Below are 15,807 nucleotides of genomic sequence, written 5' to 3' on the forward strand. Positions count from 1 at the left end.
GCCAATGGCCGAAATCCAACGCCTGCTTACCAACACGATTGATGAGCTGAACACAACCGAGAAGCGCGACAACCGGCCGCGCTTCAGCATCAGTTTTATCCGCCGCTTTCCCGGCCTGTTTTTGGGTATGTATCTCGGGTTTCTGGCAACCCTGATTGTAATGATGCGTTCCGATACGCTGGCGGATTCCGTGTGGCTGCTGGTGGTGCTGTTCGTATTGCTTAACGGCTTTTTCTTTTTTGATGTCGCGCCGCGCTACCGCTATGAAGACATCGACGTGCTCGATCTGCGCGTGTGCTACAACGGCGAATGGTACAACACCCGCTTCGTACCGCCCCAGCTTATCGACACCATCATGCAGTCGCCGCGCGTCACGGAGCCGCTGAAAGCGCAGCTGCAAAAGATGGTTTCCACCAAAGGCGATCTATCGTTCTACGATATTTTCACCCTTGCCCGCGCCGAGGCGGCGTAATAATTCGGTTAAGCGCCCTTACCGCGGGCGCAAACTGCGACGCCGACGTATTGCCGTAGCCGAGCACCAGCCCCGTTTTACCGCTCTGCGGATTAAGGTAAAAGCGGCTTAACGCCGCTGGCGCCAGCTGATACTGGCGCGCACGCTCCGCCACCTGTACATCGTCTATTCCCGCTATCTCAACCATCAGGTGCAGACCGCCTTCGCCGCCGTGTATACGGTGCGGCACGGCCAGCTCCTGCGCCAGCGCGTCGCATAGCTGTGCCTGCCGCCTGCGATACAGCCGCCGCATCGCGGCGAGATGGCGAGCGTAATGCCCCTCTTCAATAAACCACGCCAGCGCTCGCTGCTCGGTGCGGTGCCCGCCGCGCAGCAGCGCCCGTATCGCCGGTTGCGCCGCCACCGCCAGCGCCTGCGGCATCACCATAAATCCGATGCGCAGCGACGGGAAAAGCGTCTTGCTGAACGTGCCGAGATACACCACCGGCGCATTTTTTACCATGCCGAGCATGGCCGGGATCGGCTCGCTGCTGTAGCGAAATTCGCTGTCGTAGTCGTCTTCAATGATCCATGCCCCCTGCTCGCTGGCAAAAGTGAGCAGCGCCAGGCGGCGGCTGGCGCTGAGCAGCTTTCCGGTAGGATACTGGTGCGACGGCGAGGTGAATATCAACCGGGGGATCTCCGGCGCATCGCCGGGAAACGCCATCCCCTCGTCATCAATCGCCATTGTTTTTATTCGCAGCCCGGCGGTTAAAAAGGCGCTTCTTGCGCCAAAATAACCGGGATCCTCCAGCCAGGCGACATCCCCCGCTTCGCTCAGCAGATGGGTGCATAAATTCAGCCCTTCCAGCGCGCCTTCGGTGATGACGACCTGGCCTGCATCGCAATGAATGCCGCGCGACAGCGCAAGATGACGGGCAATGGCGGCGCGCAGCGGCCATTCGCCCGCCGAGTCGCCGTACCCCAGCAGCGCGCTGCCCTCTTCCCGCAGCACCCGGTCCAGCAGCCGTCGCCACAGCGGCAGGGGAAAGTAGTTAACCGCAGGCGTGCCGGGGGTAAATGCCAGCGCCGGTGAATCACGGCGCGGGCCGGGCGGTAGCTGCTGCAGGCGTGCGGGCAGGACTATCTTTTCAGCGGGCGGCGGCGCCACATCTGCCGCTGCGGGCAGTTGCGCAACGCGCGAACCCAGCCTGTCGCGCAGTAAATACCCTTCGGTGGCCAGTTGCTCAAGCGCGGCATTAATCGTATTTCGCGAGACCCTCAGCCGCAGGGCGATTGCGCGCGATCCCGGCAGGCGGCTGTGCGCCTGCAGGCTGCCGTCCAGCATGGCTCCACGCAGCGCATGGTATAGCGTTCGTTGCAGCGTCTGCCCGCCGCGGCGCTGCAGCGCCCGCGTCAGCAAACCGTAGAATGCATCATCAGGAATATTCATCGCTCCCCCTACTGGTACCATAAAAACATACATTGATGGCACTTTTTAGGGAACCACAAAATGTTTACGCTGCGCAGGTACATTCATAAAAGGAACCGGTATGAGTCAGAATAATCAGTTTGGTCAACCCGTTGGCGATGCGCTTCCCGACTGGCAGCCGCGCCCTCATCCGCTGCGGGTGACAATAGAAGGACGGCTTTGCCGCCTGGAGCCGTTGGCTATACAACATGCCCACGCTCTGTTTGCGGCCTGGCAGCTGGCGCCGGATACCCGCAGCTGGACCTGGCTGCTGCGTGAGCCAGATAGCTGCGCCGAGGACTATGCCCGGTGGGTAGAAAGCGTGGCGGCGCTGCAGGATCCGGTGCATTTTGCGGTCATCGACAAGCAAAGCGGTCGCCCGGTCGGCACCCTGGCGCTGATGCGCATCGACAGCCACAACGGCGTTGTCGAAGTCGGCCACGTCCATTTCTCACCGCTGCTTAGTCGTACGGCGATGTCCACCGAAGCGCAGTGGCTGCTGATGCGTTATGCCTTTGATACGCTTGGCTATCGCCGCTATGAGTGGAAATGCAACAGCCACAATGAGCCGTCACGGCGCGCGGCGTTAAGGATGGGTTTTCAGTTTGAAGGGCGCTTTCGCCAGGCGCTGGTGATAAAAGGACATAACCGGGATACTGACTGGTTTTCCATTATCGATAAGGAGTGGCCGCAGGTCGACCAGGCGATGCAAAAATGGCTTGCCGCCGACAATTTCGACGCCGACGGCAAGCAGTTAAAAACCCTGGAAAGTTGGCGACAAGATCTGGATTAACGTTTTTTCTTACGCCCCTGCACGGCCTTAAAGCGGGGGTTACTTTTACAGATAACGTACAGGCGTCCTTTGCGTTTGACTATCTGACAATCCGGATGACGCTGTTTCGCGCTGCGCAGTGAGTTGAGTATCTGCATCCTTAGCTCCGTTTCGCATTGATAAAGCCGCCAAAACGCTGGCGGAAACGCGCCGCACTCCCCTCGGTGGCGAAGGTTTTTTGTTTCCCGGTGTAGTACGGGTGCGATTTTGACGACACATCAATCGTGATATAGGGATAGGTTTCACCGTCCAGTTCGATCTCTCTGTCGGTCTTAATGGTTGACCCCACTTTAAAGTACTCATTCGCGCTGGTGTCGTGAAACACCACGGTACGGTAATGAGGATGGATATCCGGTTTCATGCTGACCTCAATTAATATGTTATAACATAACAATTAAGGTACGCCGTTATTGATAAAAGATCAACCATGGCGTAAATGGGGGTTAATTCACGATATCTTTCAGATGTTTTTCAACAATCGCGTATAATTGCTTTACCTATGCGACTTCAGCACTGAAAGGATACAGGGCCATGACAAGCAGAAGAATGGTCAGCCTGGTAATAGGTGTGCTGATTTTATCCGTTTTACTTCCTGTCATTCTCAGCGTCTGGCTGGCGCACTATCAGGCGGAAAAGGATTTTATCAACGACCTCAACACCTATGGCGAACGCGTTATCATGCGCACAAAGCGGGTCGTCGATCAGGCGAAAACCGCGCTGGTGGAGATCGACGCATACCAGGGAACGCCCTGCAGCGAAGGCCATCTGAAAGCCATGCGCCAAATCGTCTATGTGCAGCGCTACGTGCAGGAAGTCATCTGGCTCGAGGGCCTCAAGCCCATGTGCTCGTCGATGGAAAGTAAGAGCAGCAAAATCCATTTTTCCCCTCCCACGCGAAGCACGCACGACGGCTACCGCATCTGGCTGACCAGCGAAAACGATCTCGGCATCAGGCACAATATGGTGGCGCTCGCCAGCAAAAATCATATGGTGATGATCGATCCAGACTCCTTCGTCGACGTCATCTCTTTCAGCTCCTGGGCTATCAACGTCGCCCTGATCGCCCGCGACAGCGAAAAAATCATTTCCGAAAACCACGATTTCGATCTCGCGCTCTGGCGGCAGGCCCAGCGGGAAGGCGACAGCTCGCTGATTAAGAACGGCAACCTGTATGATTTTCGGGACTACCCCGATCTCGGTATTTCCCTGGTTATCTGGGCCTCAACCAAACCGCTGACGGCAAGCTGGCATCGGCAGACGCTGATCTGGCTGCCGGTGGGGCTCCTCGTTAGCCTGGCCGGCGCCTGGCTTATCGTCAGAGTGCTGCGCAGGCTGCAGTCGCCGTATTACAACCTGCTTGACGCGATCAACGGCCGGATGATTGAGGTCTATTATCAGCCGATCGTCTCGCTGTCGACGGGGAAAATTGTCGGTGCGGAAGCGCTGGCCCGCTGGCGCCAGTCGGACGGTACGTTCCTCTCGCCGGACATGTTTGTGCCGCTGGCCGAAGAGAGCGGATTGATTACGCGTCTTACCCAGCTGATTATCGAGAAAGCGTTTGACGATCTTGGCCCCTGGCTGAATTGCCACCCGGAACAGCATATCTCCATTAACCTCTACCCGGATGATTTAACGTCGCCCGTACTGCCCGCGCTCATCGCCAGCAGGCTCCAGCAGTGGAACCTGTCGCCATCGCAAATTGCGCTGGAGCTGACCGAACGCAGCATGGTCGATCCTAAAAGCAGCGCTCAGGCACTCGACGCTTACCGTAAGGCAGGCCACGCCATTTATATCGACGATTTTGGCACCGGCTATTCCAGCCTCAGCTATCTGCAGGATCTGGACGTAGACCTGATTAAGATTGATAAATCCTTTGTCGATGCGCTGGAATTCAAGCACCTGACGTCGCACATCATCGGCATGGCGAAAGCGCTGGATCTCGCCATCGTGGCGGAAGGGGTGGAAACCGACTACCAGCGCGAGTGGCTCAACCGCCACGGCGTGCAGTACGGTCAGGGATGGTTCTACAGTAAAGCGCTGCCGAAAGGCGACTTTATCAATTGGGCGGAAAATAATCTGCGCAAAACCTGACGGCCTGAGATGAAACCGGCTGGCGGCACGCCGCGCAGCCGGGACGATTACTCATCAAGGATGGGTGCGAAACCGCCGTAGATCATCCGTTTACCATCAAACGGCATACTGTCTCCCATCTCTTTCATTCGCGGGTCGGCCCTCATTTTCTCGTTGGCCTTATCGCGCACCTCCTTCGACGGGTACTCAATCCAGCTGAAAACCACCTCTTCGTGCTCTTCTGCTTTCACCGCCATGCGAAAGTCAGTCAGCGTGCCGCCTGGCACATCGTCCGCCCAACATTCCACAATTCGGGTGGCCCCAAACTCTTTAAAAAGAGGGGCCGCTTTTGCCGCCAGCGCAAGATATGCCTCCTTATTTTCCGCGGGTACGGCAACCACAAAACCATCAACATACTTCATGAGAATAACCTCCGAAGTGAGCCGCGCGGCCAGGGTTTCCGGCCGCATCTGGCGTTGATAAGTTTAGTCGCGGCGCCAGCTGAACGCATAACGCAGGCGCCGCTGTCCCAGCAGAAACTCATCCGCAACGCTCGGGCTCCACGAGTCGTCGCCGCCTACGCCCATATGGAAGGCGTCGAGGTTCAGCCAGCAGCCCGGCTCCTCGCGCAGCAGGTGGCGATGCGTCGTGACGTGCAGCTGCCGCTGGCTGTAGCGGCTGAGGCCAAAATGAAAATCCCCCTGCCAGCAGCTGTCGCCATAGCGCAGCTCGCGCGTTTCGCAGCGCAGGCCATTTTCGCCCGGGAAAATGTAGGGCGTGTGCAGCGCGGCCAGCGGCAGCGTCCAGCGCCCCTGACGGGCGGCGAGCTTACGGTCCGGGTAATTCTCGTGCGGCCCCAGGCCTGACCAGCTTACCTCCGGCGCTTCGGCGGCCAGCTGGCACTGAATGCCGATACGCGCGGGCGGCGGAACATCCTGCGCCACGGTCACGTCGATATCGGCGTGCAGCGTCCCCTGCCCGTCAATACGCCAGCGCTTATCGGAGATGAACAGCGCCCGCTGCTGATGCTCCCAGACGTGACGAGTGACAATAACCACCTCATCTCCCTGCACCTGCGCCTGCATGTGCGCCAGCCGCGACGCCATCGCATACATCCCCGCCGCCTTCCAGCGTTCGACCCAGGCATCGGGATCGATGCGGCTTGCCTCGCTGATGCCGATATCGTTATCGAGCGGCGCGCGGGTGAAGTTATCGGTAACCGGCGTCAGCAGCGCAGGCGCTCCGTCTCGCCACCATTGCGTAAGATGGCCGCTGCGCCGACAGAACTGCCAGCGCTGCGCTCCGTGCTCAACGATAAACGCCGTCTCCTCCTCCGCAAGCTGCGCCGTGCTTCCAGACGCAGGCCAGTCGGCGACCGTCAGCGACAGCGCGACCGGCCACTGATCCCAGGCGCAAAGGTGGTTGGCCTCCGACCACGGCGTCGCCTCCTGCTGCCGGACCTCGACGTTCAGCCACATCTCGCGCCCTCTTACCGCAGGCGGAATTTCGCCCAGCACCTGCGACGTCACGCTGTCGGGCGCCATCGCCAGGGCGCATTCGCCTGCCGCCACCGTCAGACCATCGCACGCCAGCCACCAGCACAGACGCTCGTTATCGCTGCGACGAAAAAGATATTCGCTGGTTATCTCAACGGTCAGCGGCGACGTGCTCGTCAGGCGGAACTGGAAAAACTGCTGGGCGCGCTGCGCCTCATACAGCGCCGGATGCGGCGTACGATCCGGAAACACCAGGCCGTTCATACAGAACTGGCGATCGTTTGGCGTATCGCCAAAATCACCGCCGTAAGCCCAAAACGCGCGGCCGTCGGCATCGGTTTTGCTCAGCGCCTGGTCGACCCAGTCCCAGACAAAGCCGCCCTGTAAACGGGGATACGCGCGAAACGCCTGCCAGTATTTGGCAAAACCACCAAAGCTGTTGCCCATCGCATGGGCGTATTCGCACAAAATCAGCGGCCGGTTTTCTCCCGGCAGGCCGATCCACTTTTTCAGCGACCACTTCGGCACCGCCGGGAAGGGCTGATCCTTATCGACGCGGGCGTACATCGGACACACTATATCGGTGGCCGCCGTATTGGCGCCGCCGCCCTCATACTGCACCGGGCGCGAAGGGTCGGTGGTTTTCAGCCAGCGGTAGAGGGCGTCGTGGTTTGCGCCATGACCGGACTCGTTGCCCAGCGACCAGATGATGATCGACGGATGATTCCGGTCCCGGGCCACCATGCGGGTAACCCGCTCGCTCATCGCGGGCAGCCAGCGCGGATCGTCGGCCAGACGGCTCATCGGCACCATACCGTGCGTTTCAATATTGGCTTCATCCACCACGTACAGGCCGTAGCGGTCGCACAGCCGGTACCATAGCGGGTGGTTGGGGTAGTGGGAGCAGCGCACCGCGTTGAAGTTATGCTGTTTCATCAGCATGATGTCGCGGACCATGGTCGCTTCATCAACGGCCTGTCCCGTATCCGGATGATGCTCATGGCGGTTGACGCCGCGAATCAGCAGCGCTTTACCATTGAGCGTCAGCAGGCCGTCGACGATAGCCACCTCGCGAAAGCCGACATCGCAGGCTTCGCATTCCAGCGTCTGCCCCTGGGCATCCGTCAGCGTCAGGGTCAGGCGATAAAGGTTCGGTAGCTCCGCGCTCCACAGCGCCGGATTCGCAAGCGTCAGCGTCAACGTCAGCCGTTCCGCCCAGCCGCCGCGCTCATCCACAATGGCGCTACCCGGGCACTGGCGCTGACGGGCCACCTGCTGGCCATCGCGCCATAGCACAGCGTCAACCTCCGTCCCGGCAACGTTTGTGCCTTCCAGCCGGACGTCGATCGCCAGCTCCCCTTGCGTATACCCGTGCTGCAGCCGGGTCGTCAGGTGATAGTCGGCGATCCGCGTCTCGGGCTTATGCAGCAGCGAGACGTCGCGGAAAATACCGCTCATCCGCCACATATCCTGGTCTTCCAGATAGCTGCCGTCGCACCAGCGCAGGACCATCACCGCCAGCCGGTTTTCCCCGGGACACAGCGCCTCGCTGAGATCGAACTCCGCTGGCAAGCGGCTGTCCTGCGAGTAACCTATCCAGCGTCCGTTACACCACAGGTGGAAGGCGGCGTTGACGCCATCGAAGATAATGCGCGTCTGCCCGCTGGCCAGCCACTGCGCGTCAACCTCAAACTGACGCGAGTAGCAGCCGGTCGGGTTTTGCGCTGGCACCGTCGGCGGGGTGACCGCAATGGGATAGGTGACGTTGGTGTAAATCGGCGTATCAAACCCGTGCATCTGCCAGTTGGCGGGCACCGGCATGGCGACCGCTTGCGGGAGATCTTCGCTACGCCAGCGTTCAGGCACCGCTTCCGGGGACGGGTAAAAGCAAAAACGCCAGTCGCCGTTCAGCAGCCGGTGCGAAACGGAAGCCGTCTCGTCGCGCGCGGCGTCGGGCGTACGCCAGCTGCGCATCGGCGCATGGGCATCAAGGCGATGCCAGTGGGTCACGCCCGGGTGCTCCCAGTCGCGACGAGCCCGTATTGCCGCCAGAGATGATGCGTCAGATGTCATGGGGATTCCTTATTTGCGAAGCGCTCACAATTTTACTCAGCATGCCTGCGGCATCGGGTCCGGTAAAGGTTTCCGATCGCAGGAAGCGAGAAGGATCACAAAGCGGTTAGCGGAGATCGCCGCGCGCGGCCTGGCGAGCCAGCGCCTGCAGACTCCGGGCAAGGGCATCGTCCGTCGTATCGCTATGCGCCGCCGTGGAGTCACGCACCACCAGGCTGACCGGCAGGCAGGCCTGATAGCACGCGGCGCGATGGCGATCGCGGGCGATCAGCCAGTCGACGCTCTGCTCGCCGGCATGACGAAACGCCTGGCGGACGGTGGTCAACGGAGGGGAAAACCAGGCGCTGTCGGTCGTATCGTCATAGCCCACCACCGACAGCTGTCCCGGCACGCGGATCCCTTTTTCCGCGCAGGCGCGCAGCACGCCCAGCGCCATTTGATCGTTAGCCACCAGAATGGCCTGCGGCCGCGGCGAGACGGCAAGCAGGCTGTGGGCTTTCTCATAGCCCGACTGCGCGCTCCAGTCGCCGACGGCCTGCGCGCAGGCCGTAAGCCCGCACTCCGCCAGCGCCTGCTGCCACCCTTCGAGCCGCGCGCGGGCGGAAACCGAGCTTAAGGGACCGGCGAGCAGCGCGATGTGCTGGTGGCCAAGCGACGCCAGATGTGAGACCCCAAGCCGCGCGCCCTGGCGGGCGTCAAAGACCAGCCGGTTGACCGGCGCCGCTTCCCCGACGTCGAGAAACAGCGCCGGGAGCGGCGCCGCCAGCGCCTGCAGACGCGCGGCGGCGTCATCCTCCAGCGGCACATTGATAAGCAGCCCTTCCACACGCTGCGCCTGCAGCTCCTGGATTGCCGCCCGGCACTCCGCCTCATCGTTACGGGTGACCATGGCGATAAGCGCCGTGTAGCCCTGCTCCGCTGCGCGCGTTTTCACCGCGGATGCAATCTGCGACGGGGCGTGTAGCGCGAGATCGGTACTCACCAGCCCCAGCGTTTTCAGCTGCTTTCCGGCCAGCAGCTGCGCGCCGCGATTGGGCACATAGTTCAGCTCGGCCATCGCCCGCTGCACCTTCTCCCGGGTACGGGCGGAAACGTGTTCGGCCCGGTTAATGACCCGGGAAACGGTCTGGTAAGAAACGCCCGCTGCGCGGGCAACATCATAAAGGGTTGTGGTTTTCATCATCACGCGGGGCAAAGAACAGATGATGCCAGTATACCCTGATTCTCGTTATCAGATTGTGAGCGCTTCATAAAAACCGCTCACGCCTCCACCTTATCGCCCTCAGCGCAGAGGGCGGGCCGCTGGCGAAACCACGGCAAACAGATCTGGATAAGCGGACCTATCGCCAGCGCATACAGCACCGTACCCGGTCCAAAGGTTCCGCCCAGCAGGCAGCCGACGATCAGTACCGAAACCTCAATGCTGGTGCGAATCATCCGCACTGACCAGCCGGTTCTCGCATGAAGGCCGGTCATCAGGCCATCGCGCGGTCCGGCGCCAAAGCCTGCGCCAATGTACATTCCCGTCGCCAGCGCGTTCACCACCACTGCCGCCGCCAGCAGCGCGCTGCGCACCCACAGCGATTCCAGCGTCGGCAGCACGGCGAGCGTGGCGTCAGCGGCCAGCCCCAGCACAATCACGTTGCTCAATGTCCCGAGCCCCGGCCGCTGGCGCAGCGGGATCCACAGCAGCAGCACCAGCGCGCCGGTCACGATCATTACCATACCGATATTCATCGACAGCAGCCTGGCGACCCCAAGATGGAAAACGTTCCACGGGTCGGCGCCAAGATCGGCGCGCACAAACATGGCGGTGGACACACCGTATAAACATAATCCGACATACAGCTGAATCAGACGTCGCAGCACGAGAACCTCACATCATCATTGCCTAAAACGTCATCATCATCAAAAATGGACTTATATTTAATGACCAGTTTCAGGAAAGTGGACTGCTATGAATACACGCCGTTCCGGGAGCCAGTCGCTGGTGCGACTGTTAGGCCACTGGCAGGAAGAGAATGCCCGTACGCCGCTATGGCGACAGCTGGCGCAGGCGCTACGGCTGCTGATCCTCGATGGGCGTCTGGCGCTCGACAGCCGGCTTCCCGGCGAACGCGAGCTGGCCGGCGCGCTCAACATTAGCCGCACGACGCTTGCCAGCGCCCTGGCGCAGCTGCGCGATGAGGGTTATATCGCGAGCCGTCACGGCAGCGGCTCGCGGATCGTGCTGCCCGCACAAAATCCGCGGGTGCCGACGCGCATGTCCAGCGCCCAGGCGCTGGATCTGTCGACCGCCGCGCTTAGCGCCGGACCGGAGATCCATCAGGCCTACAGCCACGCCCTGCACCTTTTACCGCAGCATCTCGGTAGCTCCGGCTATGACCAGCAGGGACTTTTCGCTCTGCGTGAGGCCATCGCCCACCGCTACGCCGAGCGCGGGTTGCCGACGCGGGCCGAAGAGGTGATGGTGGTGAACGGCGCCGTCAGCGCTCTGGCGCTGACGCTGCGGATGATGACCGGCCCGGGCGACCGGGTGGTGGTCGATAACCCCACCTACCCGCTGGCGCTGGCGGCGATACAGGGCGCATCCTGCCGCCCGGTCGGCGTCGCCCTCCCCGCTCAGGGATGGGATATCGCCGGGCTTGCTGCGGCATTTGCCCAGACATCTCCCCGCCTCGCCTACCTGATGCCGGATTTCCATAACCCGACCGGCCGCTGCATGGACGGCAATACGCGCCAGCAGGTCGCCGATTTATCGGCGCGGACCCGCACCGCCCTGGTGGTGGATGAAACGATGGTCGACCTCTGGTACGACGCCCCGCCCCCGCCCCCGCTGGCGGCGTTTAACGCCGATGCGCCCATCATCACCGTAGGCTCGACGGGAAAAAGTTTCTGGGGCGGACTGCGCCTGGGGTGGATCCGCGCCTCTTCCCGCACTATCGCTTCACTGACCCAGACCCGCGATACGCTCGATCTCGGCTCGCCGCTGCTGGAACAGCTGGCCACCTGCTGGTTGCTGGAAAACGCGCAGCATCTGCTGCCCGCGCGACGGCATATGCTGGCCGCGCGGCGCGATATGTGCAGCGCGCTCATGGCGGAATACTTCCCGGCATGGCGCTACGCGCAGCCGGAAGGCGGGCTTTCGTTTTGGGTGGAATTACCCGGTATGCTGGCGACCCTGTTTGCCGCGAGGGCCGAAGGCGCAGGGATACATTTGGGGGTCGGTACGCGATTTGGCCAGGACGGCGCGTTCGATCGCTGGCTGCGTTTACCGTTTACTCAGCAGGATAATGCGTTACGGGATGCGTTTAAGACGTTACAACCTATCTGGGATTCACTGAACGGTCAGCAGAATAATTCTCGAACAAGAAAAATAATATAAGAAAATATGACGAGCCTGTCTTTCATCAGACTCGTCTAAATACATCGTCCTTAATGACATGAGATGATTGTGTCTTTCTTATGCACACGGATCATCACAGGTCCTGATGTCGATAAAATGACAACAGCGTGACGGATATATTAATGCTGACGTGGAATGGGGAATCCCTTCAGGGAAATAATAAAGCTATCTCCCTCTTTTTTTATTTTGGCGCCGGTATCACACCAGTCAGAAGCAATGCGAAAGAACTCATCGCTGCCCACATTCCAGTTAAGGCGGACATGTTTCACATAGCCAGAACGCAAAAGCTCGCAGGCTTCACTATAGTTACTGGCGACTGAAAGTTGTGCTTTCATTTTTTCTTCTTCAAGAATTTGCGTAGTGCTTTGATTTCTTTAGGAGTAAGAGGAGTTACTTCTTCTTCGGTGTGCTGGCTGTCAACGTCTTCTTCTGATACTCCCGCCTCTTCTGCACTTTCAAACGCAAGCTGCAGAAGCCGTTCTGTTGCTGCACTCAACGTCTCATTATTCGATTCAGCGTAATGACGCAGGTGTTCTTTTAATTCGGCTGTAATTTTAACATTCAATACCGCAGTAGTCATGATCACGCTTCCCGTGCAATAAATTCAACTAATTAATACACTAAGTTAACAGATCGATCCAGAAATATATTTCCAGCTTATGACAACTGATAATTACCCGCCGTTATTTTTCACTATAATCATGACACTAAAATGACAGATATATTTCAATTAAATTACAATGTTAATTTTGGCTGCATAAAATGCGCAACCAGAATTAACCATACTAAGAATACGCCTTTTCGCTAGCGTTTCGCCAGCCCTTTTGCATATTCCACAAGCTGGTCCAGCACAATCCCCCACCCCTCATGAAACCCCATTTCTTCATGACGCTGGCGATCCTCTGCGCTGCGGTGACGCGCCAGCGCGGTATACTTCGTTTTCCCGCCCCCGGCGTCTTCCAGGGTGAGGATAGCGGTCATAAACGGGTTTGCCGCTGGCTTCCAGCCTTCGGTGTAGGCATCCGTAAAGACCAGTTTTTTCCCCTCTTCAATCTCGAGGTACACGCCTTCGTTTTTCATTTCGTGGCCGTCGACGTCAAACACCGCGTTAAAACGCCCGCCGACTTTGAGCGAAATATCGCACGCCGTCACCCGGTGCGGCTTCGGTACAAAAAAGTGTTTGATGTGTTCGGGCGTCGTCCAGCATTCCCAGAGCAGCTGGCGCGGCGCGTCGACAACGCGTTCCAGCAGCAGGTCGGTATTAGGGTCGAATGGCATACGGATCTCCTCCGTCGGACGGGAAAAGGGGTGAGCGCGACGCAGAACATCGCGCTCAGGCGTAACAGGCAGTGTAGCTAAACGCTGGCGTTCTTCCACTTTCGCCACTCATCGCGAGTGATTTCCCACAGCTCGGAATCGAGCTCGCCCGCGACATACTGCCGCTTATCCACGCCGACCAGCCGCATACCGCTGCGGCTGGAGATATTTTTTGATCGGGTGTTGGCGACCGCTTTCGGCGCCCTCAGCACCGGCTGGTCCAGCGACTCAAACCAGAATTCGGTAACGGCTTCGCAGGCTTCCGACATGTAGCCCTGCCCCTGCCATTCCGGCACCAGCCAGAAGCCGCGGTTGTTGTCCGGCAGCATCATCAGGCAGATAACGCCGATCAGCGTCTGCGCGTCTTCTTTACGTCGCAGCGTCCAGAACCAGCCCGTTCCTTCCTTCGACGCCGCCAGCGCAACATTATCAACATAATGCTGCGCGGCGCCTTCCGGATAGGGCCACGGCACCGACGCCACCAGATAGCGGACGATTTCCCAGCGCGGAAACACGCGCTGGATTTGCCCGGCATCTTCAGAGCGCAGCGGTTTCAGGATAAGACGGTCGGTGATAATTTCCGGTGTTACGGTCACAGGTTCCCTCCCTGTACAGATAGTGTTCTAAGAACATAAAGAGAGCCCGGGCAAACTGGCAAGCAAAATCGCTAGCGGATATACGAATCCAGCACTTTCAACACGACCTCAAGGTCATCTTCCCGCTTGACCTCATCGTTTTCATGAACGATGTGTTCGGTCAGATGCCCTTTTATCACTTCCCGCATGAGGCCGTTTACCGCACCGCGGATGGCCGCAATCTGCTGCAAAACGGCTGCGCATTCGTGGGGTTCATCAAGCATTTTTTTCAACGCGCCCACCTGGCCCTGAATCTTGTTGGTTCGCGCTTTAAGTTTTTGTTTATCGCGGATGGTATGCGACATATCGGCACCTCGATGACATAAAACCTTCCCAAACTATACCAGCACACATCTACTGGGGGGTAGTATTTAGTACTGGGGGGGAGTAGAATCGACACGTTCTCAATTACTAAGAATCATTCTCATGAACGAATTTACGGCACTTATTCAGCAAGGAAACGCCTGGTTTTTCATCCCCAGCGCCATACTGCTCGGCGCGCTGCACGGGCTGGAGCCTGGACACTCAAAAACCATGATGGCCGCCTTTATTATCGCTATCCGGGGGACGGTCCGTCAGGCCGTCATGCTGGGGCTGGCGGCAACGGTCTCGCACACCGCGATTGTGTGGCTTATCGCGTTTGGCGGTATGTACATCAGCCGGAAATTTACGGCAGAATCCGCGGAGCCTTGGCTGCAGTTGGTTTCGTCGCTGATTGTTTTGGGTACCGCATTCTGGATGTTCTGGCGTACATGGCGCGGTGAAAACGGGATGTTTGCAGAGGCGCACGCGCATCACCACGCCCATCACCATGGTCACCACCATGGCCACGCGCATGCCAATGTTCTCGCGGTACCGCGTCGCGAACTGACCGGCTTTACGGTCAGAGCGACGGAATATCAGGACGCCCACGAGCGCGCGCATGCCGATGACATTAAACGGCGGTTCGCCGGAACCACGGAGGTCTCAAACGGGCAGATCCTGCTCTTTGGCCTGACGGGAGGACTGATTCCGTGCCCCGCGGCCATTACGGTGCTGCTTATCTGTCTGCAGCTCAAAGCCCTGACGCTCGGCGCAACGATGGTGGTCTGCTTTAGTATCGGTCTGGCGCTTACGCTAGTAACGGTTGGGGTGGGCGCTGCCGTGAGCGTCCGGCAGGCGGCCAAACGCTGGAGCGGTTTTAACAAGATGGCCAGGAAAGCGCCGTATCTCTCAAGCGTGCTGATCGGGCTGGTGGGCGTTTATATGGGCGTACACGGCTATCTGGGGATTGCCGGATAATCCGGCACAAATGGGTGGGGGCCCTGCCAGCTACATCCCGGCACACACGTCGTCTGCCCTGGCTGCTTCCTTCCGGACCTGACCTGGTGAACAGAGTAGCGTTGCGGGAGAACCAACAGAGCCCCCATTGAGAGCGTTGTTAACCAACGCGCTGGCGCATTATCCCTGTGCCGACCGGCAATTGCAAGCCGCAGCCATCCGGATGATGGTTTATTGCGCAGCCCGGGCGGAAAGAACGATTTCGCACTACACCGGGCCGCGGTTAATGCGCATATTGCGAGCCTCTTCGCAGTAAATTAGCTAACCCATGTCACACTATTTGAATGTGATCGACGTATCGTTTTCATTCTTTCATGGGTGCCTCTATGATCAACACGCTTCCACAGACATTGACGCTCGCAATGCCAGCCATCGACGGCGTGACCATTCACCACGAGGGGCTCAACTATCTGCGTCCTGAACTGCTGCTGGATTTCGTCAGCATCAGCGAACGGTCCATGCTGTTCGTTACGCCCATCGCCGTGCTCTATTCCACAGTAGGCGTCGTGCGCCATGTAAACCTGCGCCGGATCCCGGTCGCGGTTTCGGGACGCGTTATCTACCCCATCTGCTCACAGGCGCTGCCCGATCTCAGAGCCAAACTGATCATTAACACCCAGGCGCGGAAGCTGAAGTTTCTGGAGAGCCTGGTGGCGATGCGCGACCAGCCTGCCGCCAGCAGCACCAAAGTGATTGGCCTGGCGCTGGAATTTACCGTTCAGCAACCGGTTTGAGC

The 15,807-nt window shown here is 59.2% G+C and carries 18 protein-coding genes and 1 other RNA gene; 6 read left to right on the forward strand and 13 right to left on the reverse strand.

Translation table 11 applies throughout. From position 1 onward, the window contains the following. The first annotated feature begins 4 nt into the window (after positions 1-4). Positions 5-472 carry a YlaC family protein gene (locus ENTCL_RS16610; RefSeq protein WP_013367306.1) on the forward strand — a complete coding sequence of 156 codons (468 nt, stop codon included), beginning with the start codon at positions 5-7 and terminating at the stop codon, positions 470-472. Here ENTCL_RS16610 and pdxR read toward each other — a convergent pair. Next, complete coding sequence (gene pdxR / locus ENTCL_RS16615; protein ID WP_013367307.1) at positions 444-1,904, reverse strand: MocR-like pyridoxine biosynthesis transcription factor PdxR; 1,461 nt, start codon at positions 1,902-1,904, stop codon at positions 444-446. The two genes, ENTCL_RS16610 and pdxR, sit on opposite strands and share 29 nt — an antisense overlap. 100 nt (positions 1,905-2,004) lie before the next feature. Here pdxR and ENTCL_RS16620 point away from each other — a divergent pair, with 100 nt between their 5' ends. Then, complete coding sequence (locus tag ENTCL_RS16620; RefSeq protein WP_013367308.1) at positions 2,005-2,715, forward strand: GNAT family N-acetyltransferase; 711 nt, start codon at positions 2,005-2,007, stop codon at positions 2,713-2,715. Here ENTCL_RS16620 and ykgO read toward each other — a convergent pair. Together ykgO and ENTCL_RS16630 are read right to left on the reverse strand one after the other, a co-directional pair. Further along, positions 2,712-2,852: a type B 50S ribosomal protein L36 gene (ykgO, locus tag ENTCL_RS16625; protein WP_013367309.1), complete on the reverse strand. Its 141-nt coding sequence runs from the start codon at positions 2,850-2,852 to the stop codon at positions 2,712-2,714. The two genes, ENTCL_RS16620 and ykgO, sit on opposite strands and share 4 nt — an antisense overlap. A gap of 2 nt (positions 2,853-2,854) precedes the next feature. Then, positions 2,855-3,115, reverse strand: a complete 261-nt coding sequence (locus ENTCL_RS16630; protein WP_013367310.1) for a type B 50S ribosomal protein L31 — start codon at positions 3,113-3,115, stop codon at positions 2,855-2,857. Positions 3,116-3,285: 170 nt separating this feature from the next. Here ENTCL_RS16630 and ENTCL_RS16635 point away from each other — a divergent pair, with 170 nt between their 5' ends. Beyond that, positions 3,286-4,845 carry an EAL domain-containing protein gene (locus ENTCL_RS16635; RefSeq protein ID WP_013367311.1) on the forward strand — a complete coding sequence of 520 codons (1,560 nt, stop codon included), beginning with the start codon at positions 3,286-3,288 and terminating at the stop codon, positions 4,843-4,845. A 47-nt stretch (positions 4,846-4,892) separates the two neighbouring features. On the opposite strand, the gene ENTCL_RS16640 is transcribed toward ENTCL_RS16635, so the two are convergent. The 4 genes from ENTCL_RS16640 to yczE all read right to left on the reverse strand — a co-directional run bounded on the left by ENTCL_RS16640 (position 4,893) and on the right by yczE (position 10,262). Then, a complete protein-coding gene (locus ENTCL_RS16640) occupies positions 4,893-5,246 on the reverse strand; it encodes a DUF1428 domain-containing protein (RefSeq protein ID WP_013367312.1) in 354 nt (117 codons plus the stop codon). Between the two features lie 63 nt (positions 5,247-5,309). Then, complete coding sequence (locus ENTCL_RS16645; protein ID WP_013367313.1) at positions 5,310-8,393, reverse strand: beta-galactosidase; 3,084 nt, start codon at positions 8,391-8,393, stop codon at positions 5,310-5,312. A 106-nt stretch (positions 8,394-8,499) separates the two neighbouring features. Next, positions 8,500-9,573: a LacI family DNA-binding transcriptional regulator gene (locus tag ENTCL_RS16650; RefSeq protein ID WP_044612165.1), complete on the reverse strand. Its 1,074-nt coding sequence runs from the start codon at positions 9,571-9,573 to the stop codon at positions 8,500-8,502. Between the two features lie 80 nt (positions 9,574-9,653). Then, positions 9,654-10,262, reverse strand: coding sequence for a membrane protein YczE (yczE, locus tag ENTCL_RS16655; protein ID WP_013367315.1), 609 nt, complete (start codon positions 10,260-10,262; stop codon positions 9,654-9,656). Positions 10,263-10,350: 88 nt separating this feature from the next. Here yczE and yczR point away from each other — a divergent pair, with 88 nt between their 5' ends. Next, positions 10,351-11,778: a MocR-like transcription factor YczR gene (yczR, locus tag ENTCL_RS16660; protein WP_013367316.1), complete on the forward strand. Its 1,428-nt coding sequence runs from the start codon at positions 10,351-10,353 to the stop codon at positions 11,776-11,778. Positions 11,779-11,918: 140 nt separating this feature from the next. Here yczR and ENTCL_RS23165 read toward each other — a convergent pair whose 3' ends face one another. From ENTCL_RS23165 to rcnR, 5 genes are all read right to left on the reverse strand, one after another. Further along, entirely contained in the window at positions 11,919-12,134 is a 216-nt protein-coding gene (locus ENTCL_RS23165) for a hypothetical protein (RefSeq protein WP_013367317.1), read from the reverse strand. After that, positions 12,131-12,379 (reverse strand): hypothetical protein, encoded by a 249-nt coding sequence (locus tag ENTCL_RS16670; RefSeq protein ID WP_013367318.1) that lies wholly within the window; start codon positions 12,377-12,379, stop codon positions 12,131-12,133. The genes ENTCL_RS23165 and ENTCL_RS16670 overlap by 4 nt, the downstream gene beginning before the upstream one ends. A 224-nt stretch (positions 12,380-12,603) precedes the next feature. Then, complete coding sequence (locus tag ENTCL_RS16675) at positions 12,604-13,077, reverse strand: SRPBCC family protein (RefSeq protein ID WP_013367319.1); 474 nt, start codon at positions 13,075-13,077, stop codon at positions 12,604-12,606. 77 nt (positions 13,078-13,154) lie between these two features. Beyond that, entirely contained in the window at positions 13,155-13,712 is a 558-nt protein-coding gene (locus tag ENTCL_RS16680) for a GNAT family N-acetyltransferase (protein ID WP_013367320.1), read from the reverse strand. Positions 13,713-13,783: 71 nt separating this feature from the next. Next, positions 13,784-14,056, reverse strand: coding sequence for a Ni(II)/Co(II)-binding transcriptional repressor RcnR (rcnR, locus tag ENTCL_RS16685; protein WP_013367321.1), 273 nt, complete (start codon positions 14,054-14,056; stop codon positions 13,784-13,786). Positions 14,057-14,177: 121 nt separating this feature from the next. Between rcnR and ENTCL_RS16690 the strand changes: the two genes are divergently transcribed. Beyond that, on the forward strand, positions 14,178-15,032 hold the full coding sequence (locus tag ENTCL_RS16690) for a nickel/cobalt efflux protein RcnA (protein WP_013367322.1): 855 nt from the start codon (positions 14,178-14,180) through the stop codon (positions 15,030-15,032). Positions 15,033-15,053: 21 nt separating this feature from the next. Here ENTCL_RS16690 and ffs read toward each other — a convergent pair. Beyond that, positions 15,054-15,150: signal recognition particle sRNA small type (gene ffs / locus ENTCL_RS22355), an RNA gene on the reverse strand. A gap of 247 nt (positions 15,151-15,397) precedes the next feature. On the opposite strand from ffs, the gene ENTCL_RS16695 reads away from it, so the two are divergent. After that, positions 15,398-15,805 carry a hypothetical protein gene (locus tag ENTCL_RS16695; protein WP_013367323.1) on the forward strand — a complete coding sequence of 136 codons (408 nt, stop codon included), beginning with the start codon at positions 15,398-15,400 and terminating at the stop codon, positions 15,803-15,805. Positions 15,806-15,807 lie beyond the last annotated feature (2 nt).

Origin of the sequence: [Enterobacter] lignolyticus SCF1, assembly GCF_000164865.1 — a bacterium.
GTDB lineage: Bacteria > Pseudomonadota > Gammaproteobacteria > Enterobacterales > Enterobacteriaceae > Enterobacter_B > Enterobacter_B lignolyticus.

Coding starts and splice junctions, on each gene's coding strand:
- ENTCL_RS16610 (WP_013367306.1), top strand. CDS start 5: ATGGCCGAAATCCAACGCCTGCTTACCAACACGATTGATGAGCTGAAC.
- pdxR (WP_013367307.1), bottom strand. CDS start 1,904: ATGAATATTCCTGATGATGCATTCTACGGTTTGCTGACGCGGGCGCTG.
- ENTCL_RS16620 (WP_013367308.1), top strand. CDS start 2,005: ATGAGTCAGAATAATCAGTTTGGTCAACCCGTTGGCGATGCGCTTCCC.
- ykgO (WP_013367309.1), bottom strand. CDS start 2,852: ATGCAGATACTCAACTCACTGCGCAGCGCGAAACAGCGTCATCCGGAT.
- ENTCL_RS16630 (WP_013367310.1), bottom strand. CDS start 3,115: ATGAAACCGGATATCCATCCTCATTACCGTACCGTGGTGTTTCACGAC.
- ENTCL_RS16635 (WP_013367311.1), top strand. CDS start 3,286: ATGACAAGCAGAAGAATGGTCAGCCTGGTAATAGGTGTGCTGATTTTA.
- ENTCL_RS16640 (WP_013367312.1), bottom strand. CDS start 5,246: ATGAAGTATGTTGATGGTTTTGTGGTTGCCGTACCCGCGGAAAATAAG.
- ENTCL_RS16645 (WP_013367313.1), bottom strand. CDS start 8,393: ATGACATCTGACGCATCATCTCTGGCGGCAATACGGGCTCGTCGCGAC.
- ENTCL_RS16650 (WP_044612165.1), bottom strand. CDS start 9,573: ATGAAAACCACAACCCTTTATGATGTTGCCCGCGCAGCGGGCGTTTCT.
- yczR (WP_013367316.1), top strand. CDS start 10,351: ATGAATACACGCCGTTCCGGGAGCCAGTCGCTGGTGCGACTGTTAGGC.
- ENTCL_RS23165 (WP_013367317.1), bottom strand. CDS start 12,134: ATGAAAGCACAACTTTCAGTCGCCAGTAACTATAGTGAAGCCTGCGAG.
- ENTCL_RS16670 (WP_013367318.1), bottom strand. CDS start 12,379: ATGACTACTGCGGTATTGAATGTTAAAATTACAGCCGAATTAAAAGAA.
- ENTCL_RS16675 (WP_013367319.1), bottom strand. CDS start 13,077: ATGCCATTCGACCCTAATACCGACCTGCTGCTGGAACGCGTTGTCGAC.
- rcnR (WP_013367321.1), bottom strand. CDS start 14,056: ATGTCGCATACCATCCGCGATAAACAAAAACTTAAAGCGCGAACCAAC.
- ENTCL_RS16690 (WP_013367322.1), top strand. CDS start 14,178: ATGAACGAATTTACGGCACTTATTCAGCAAGGAAACGCCTGGTTTTTC.
- ENTCL_RS16695 (WP_013367323.1), top strand. CDS start 15,398: ATGATCAACACGCTTCCACAGACATTGACGCTCGCAATGCCAGCCATC.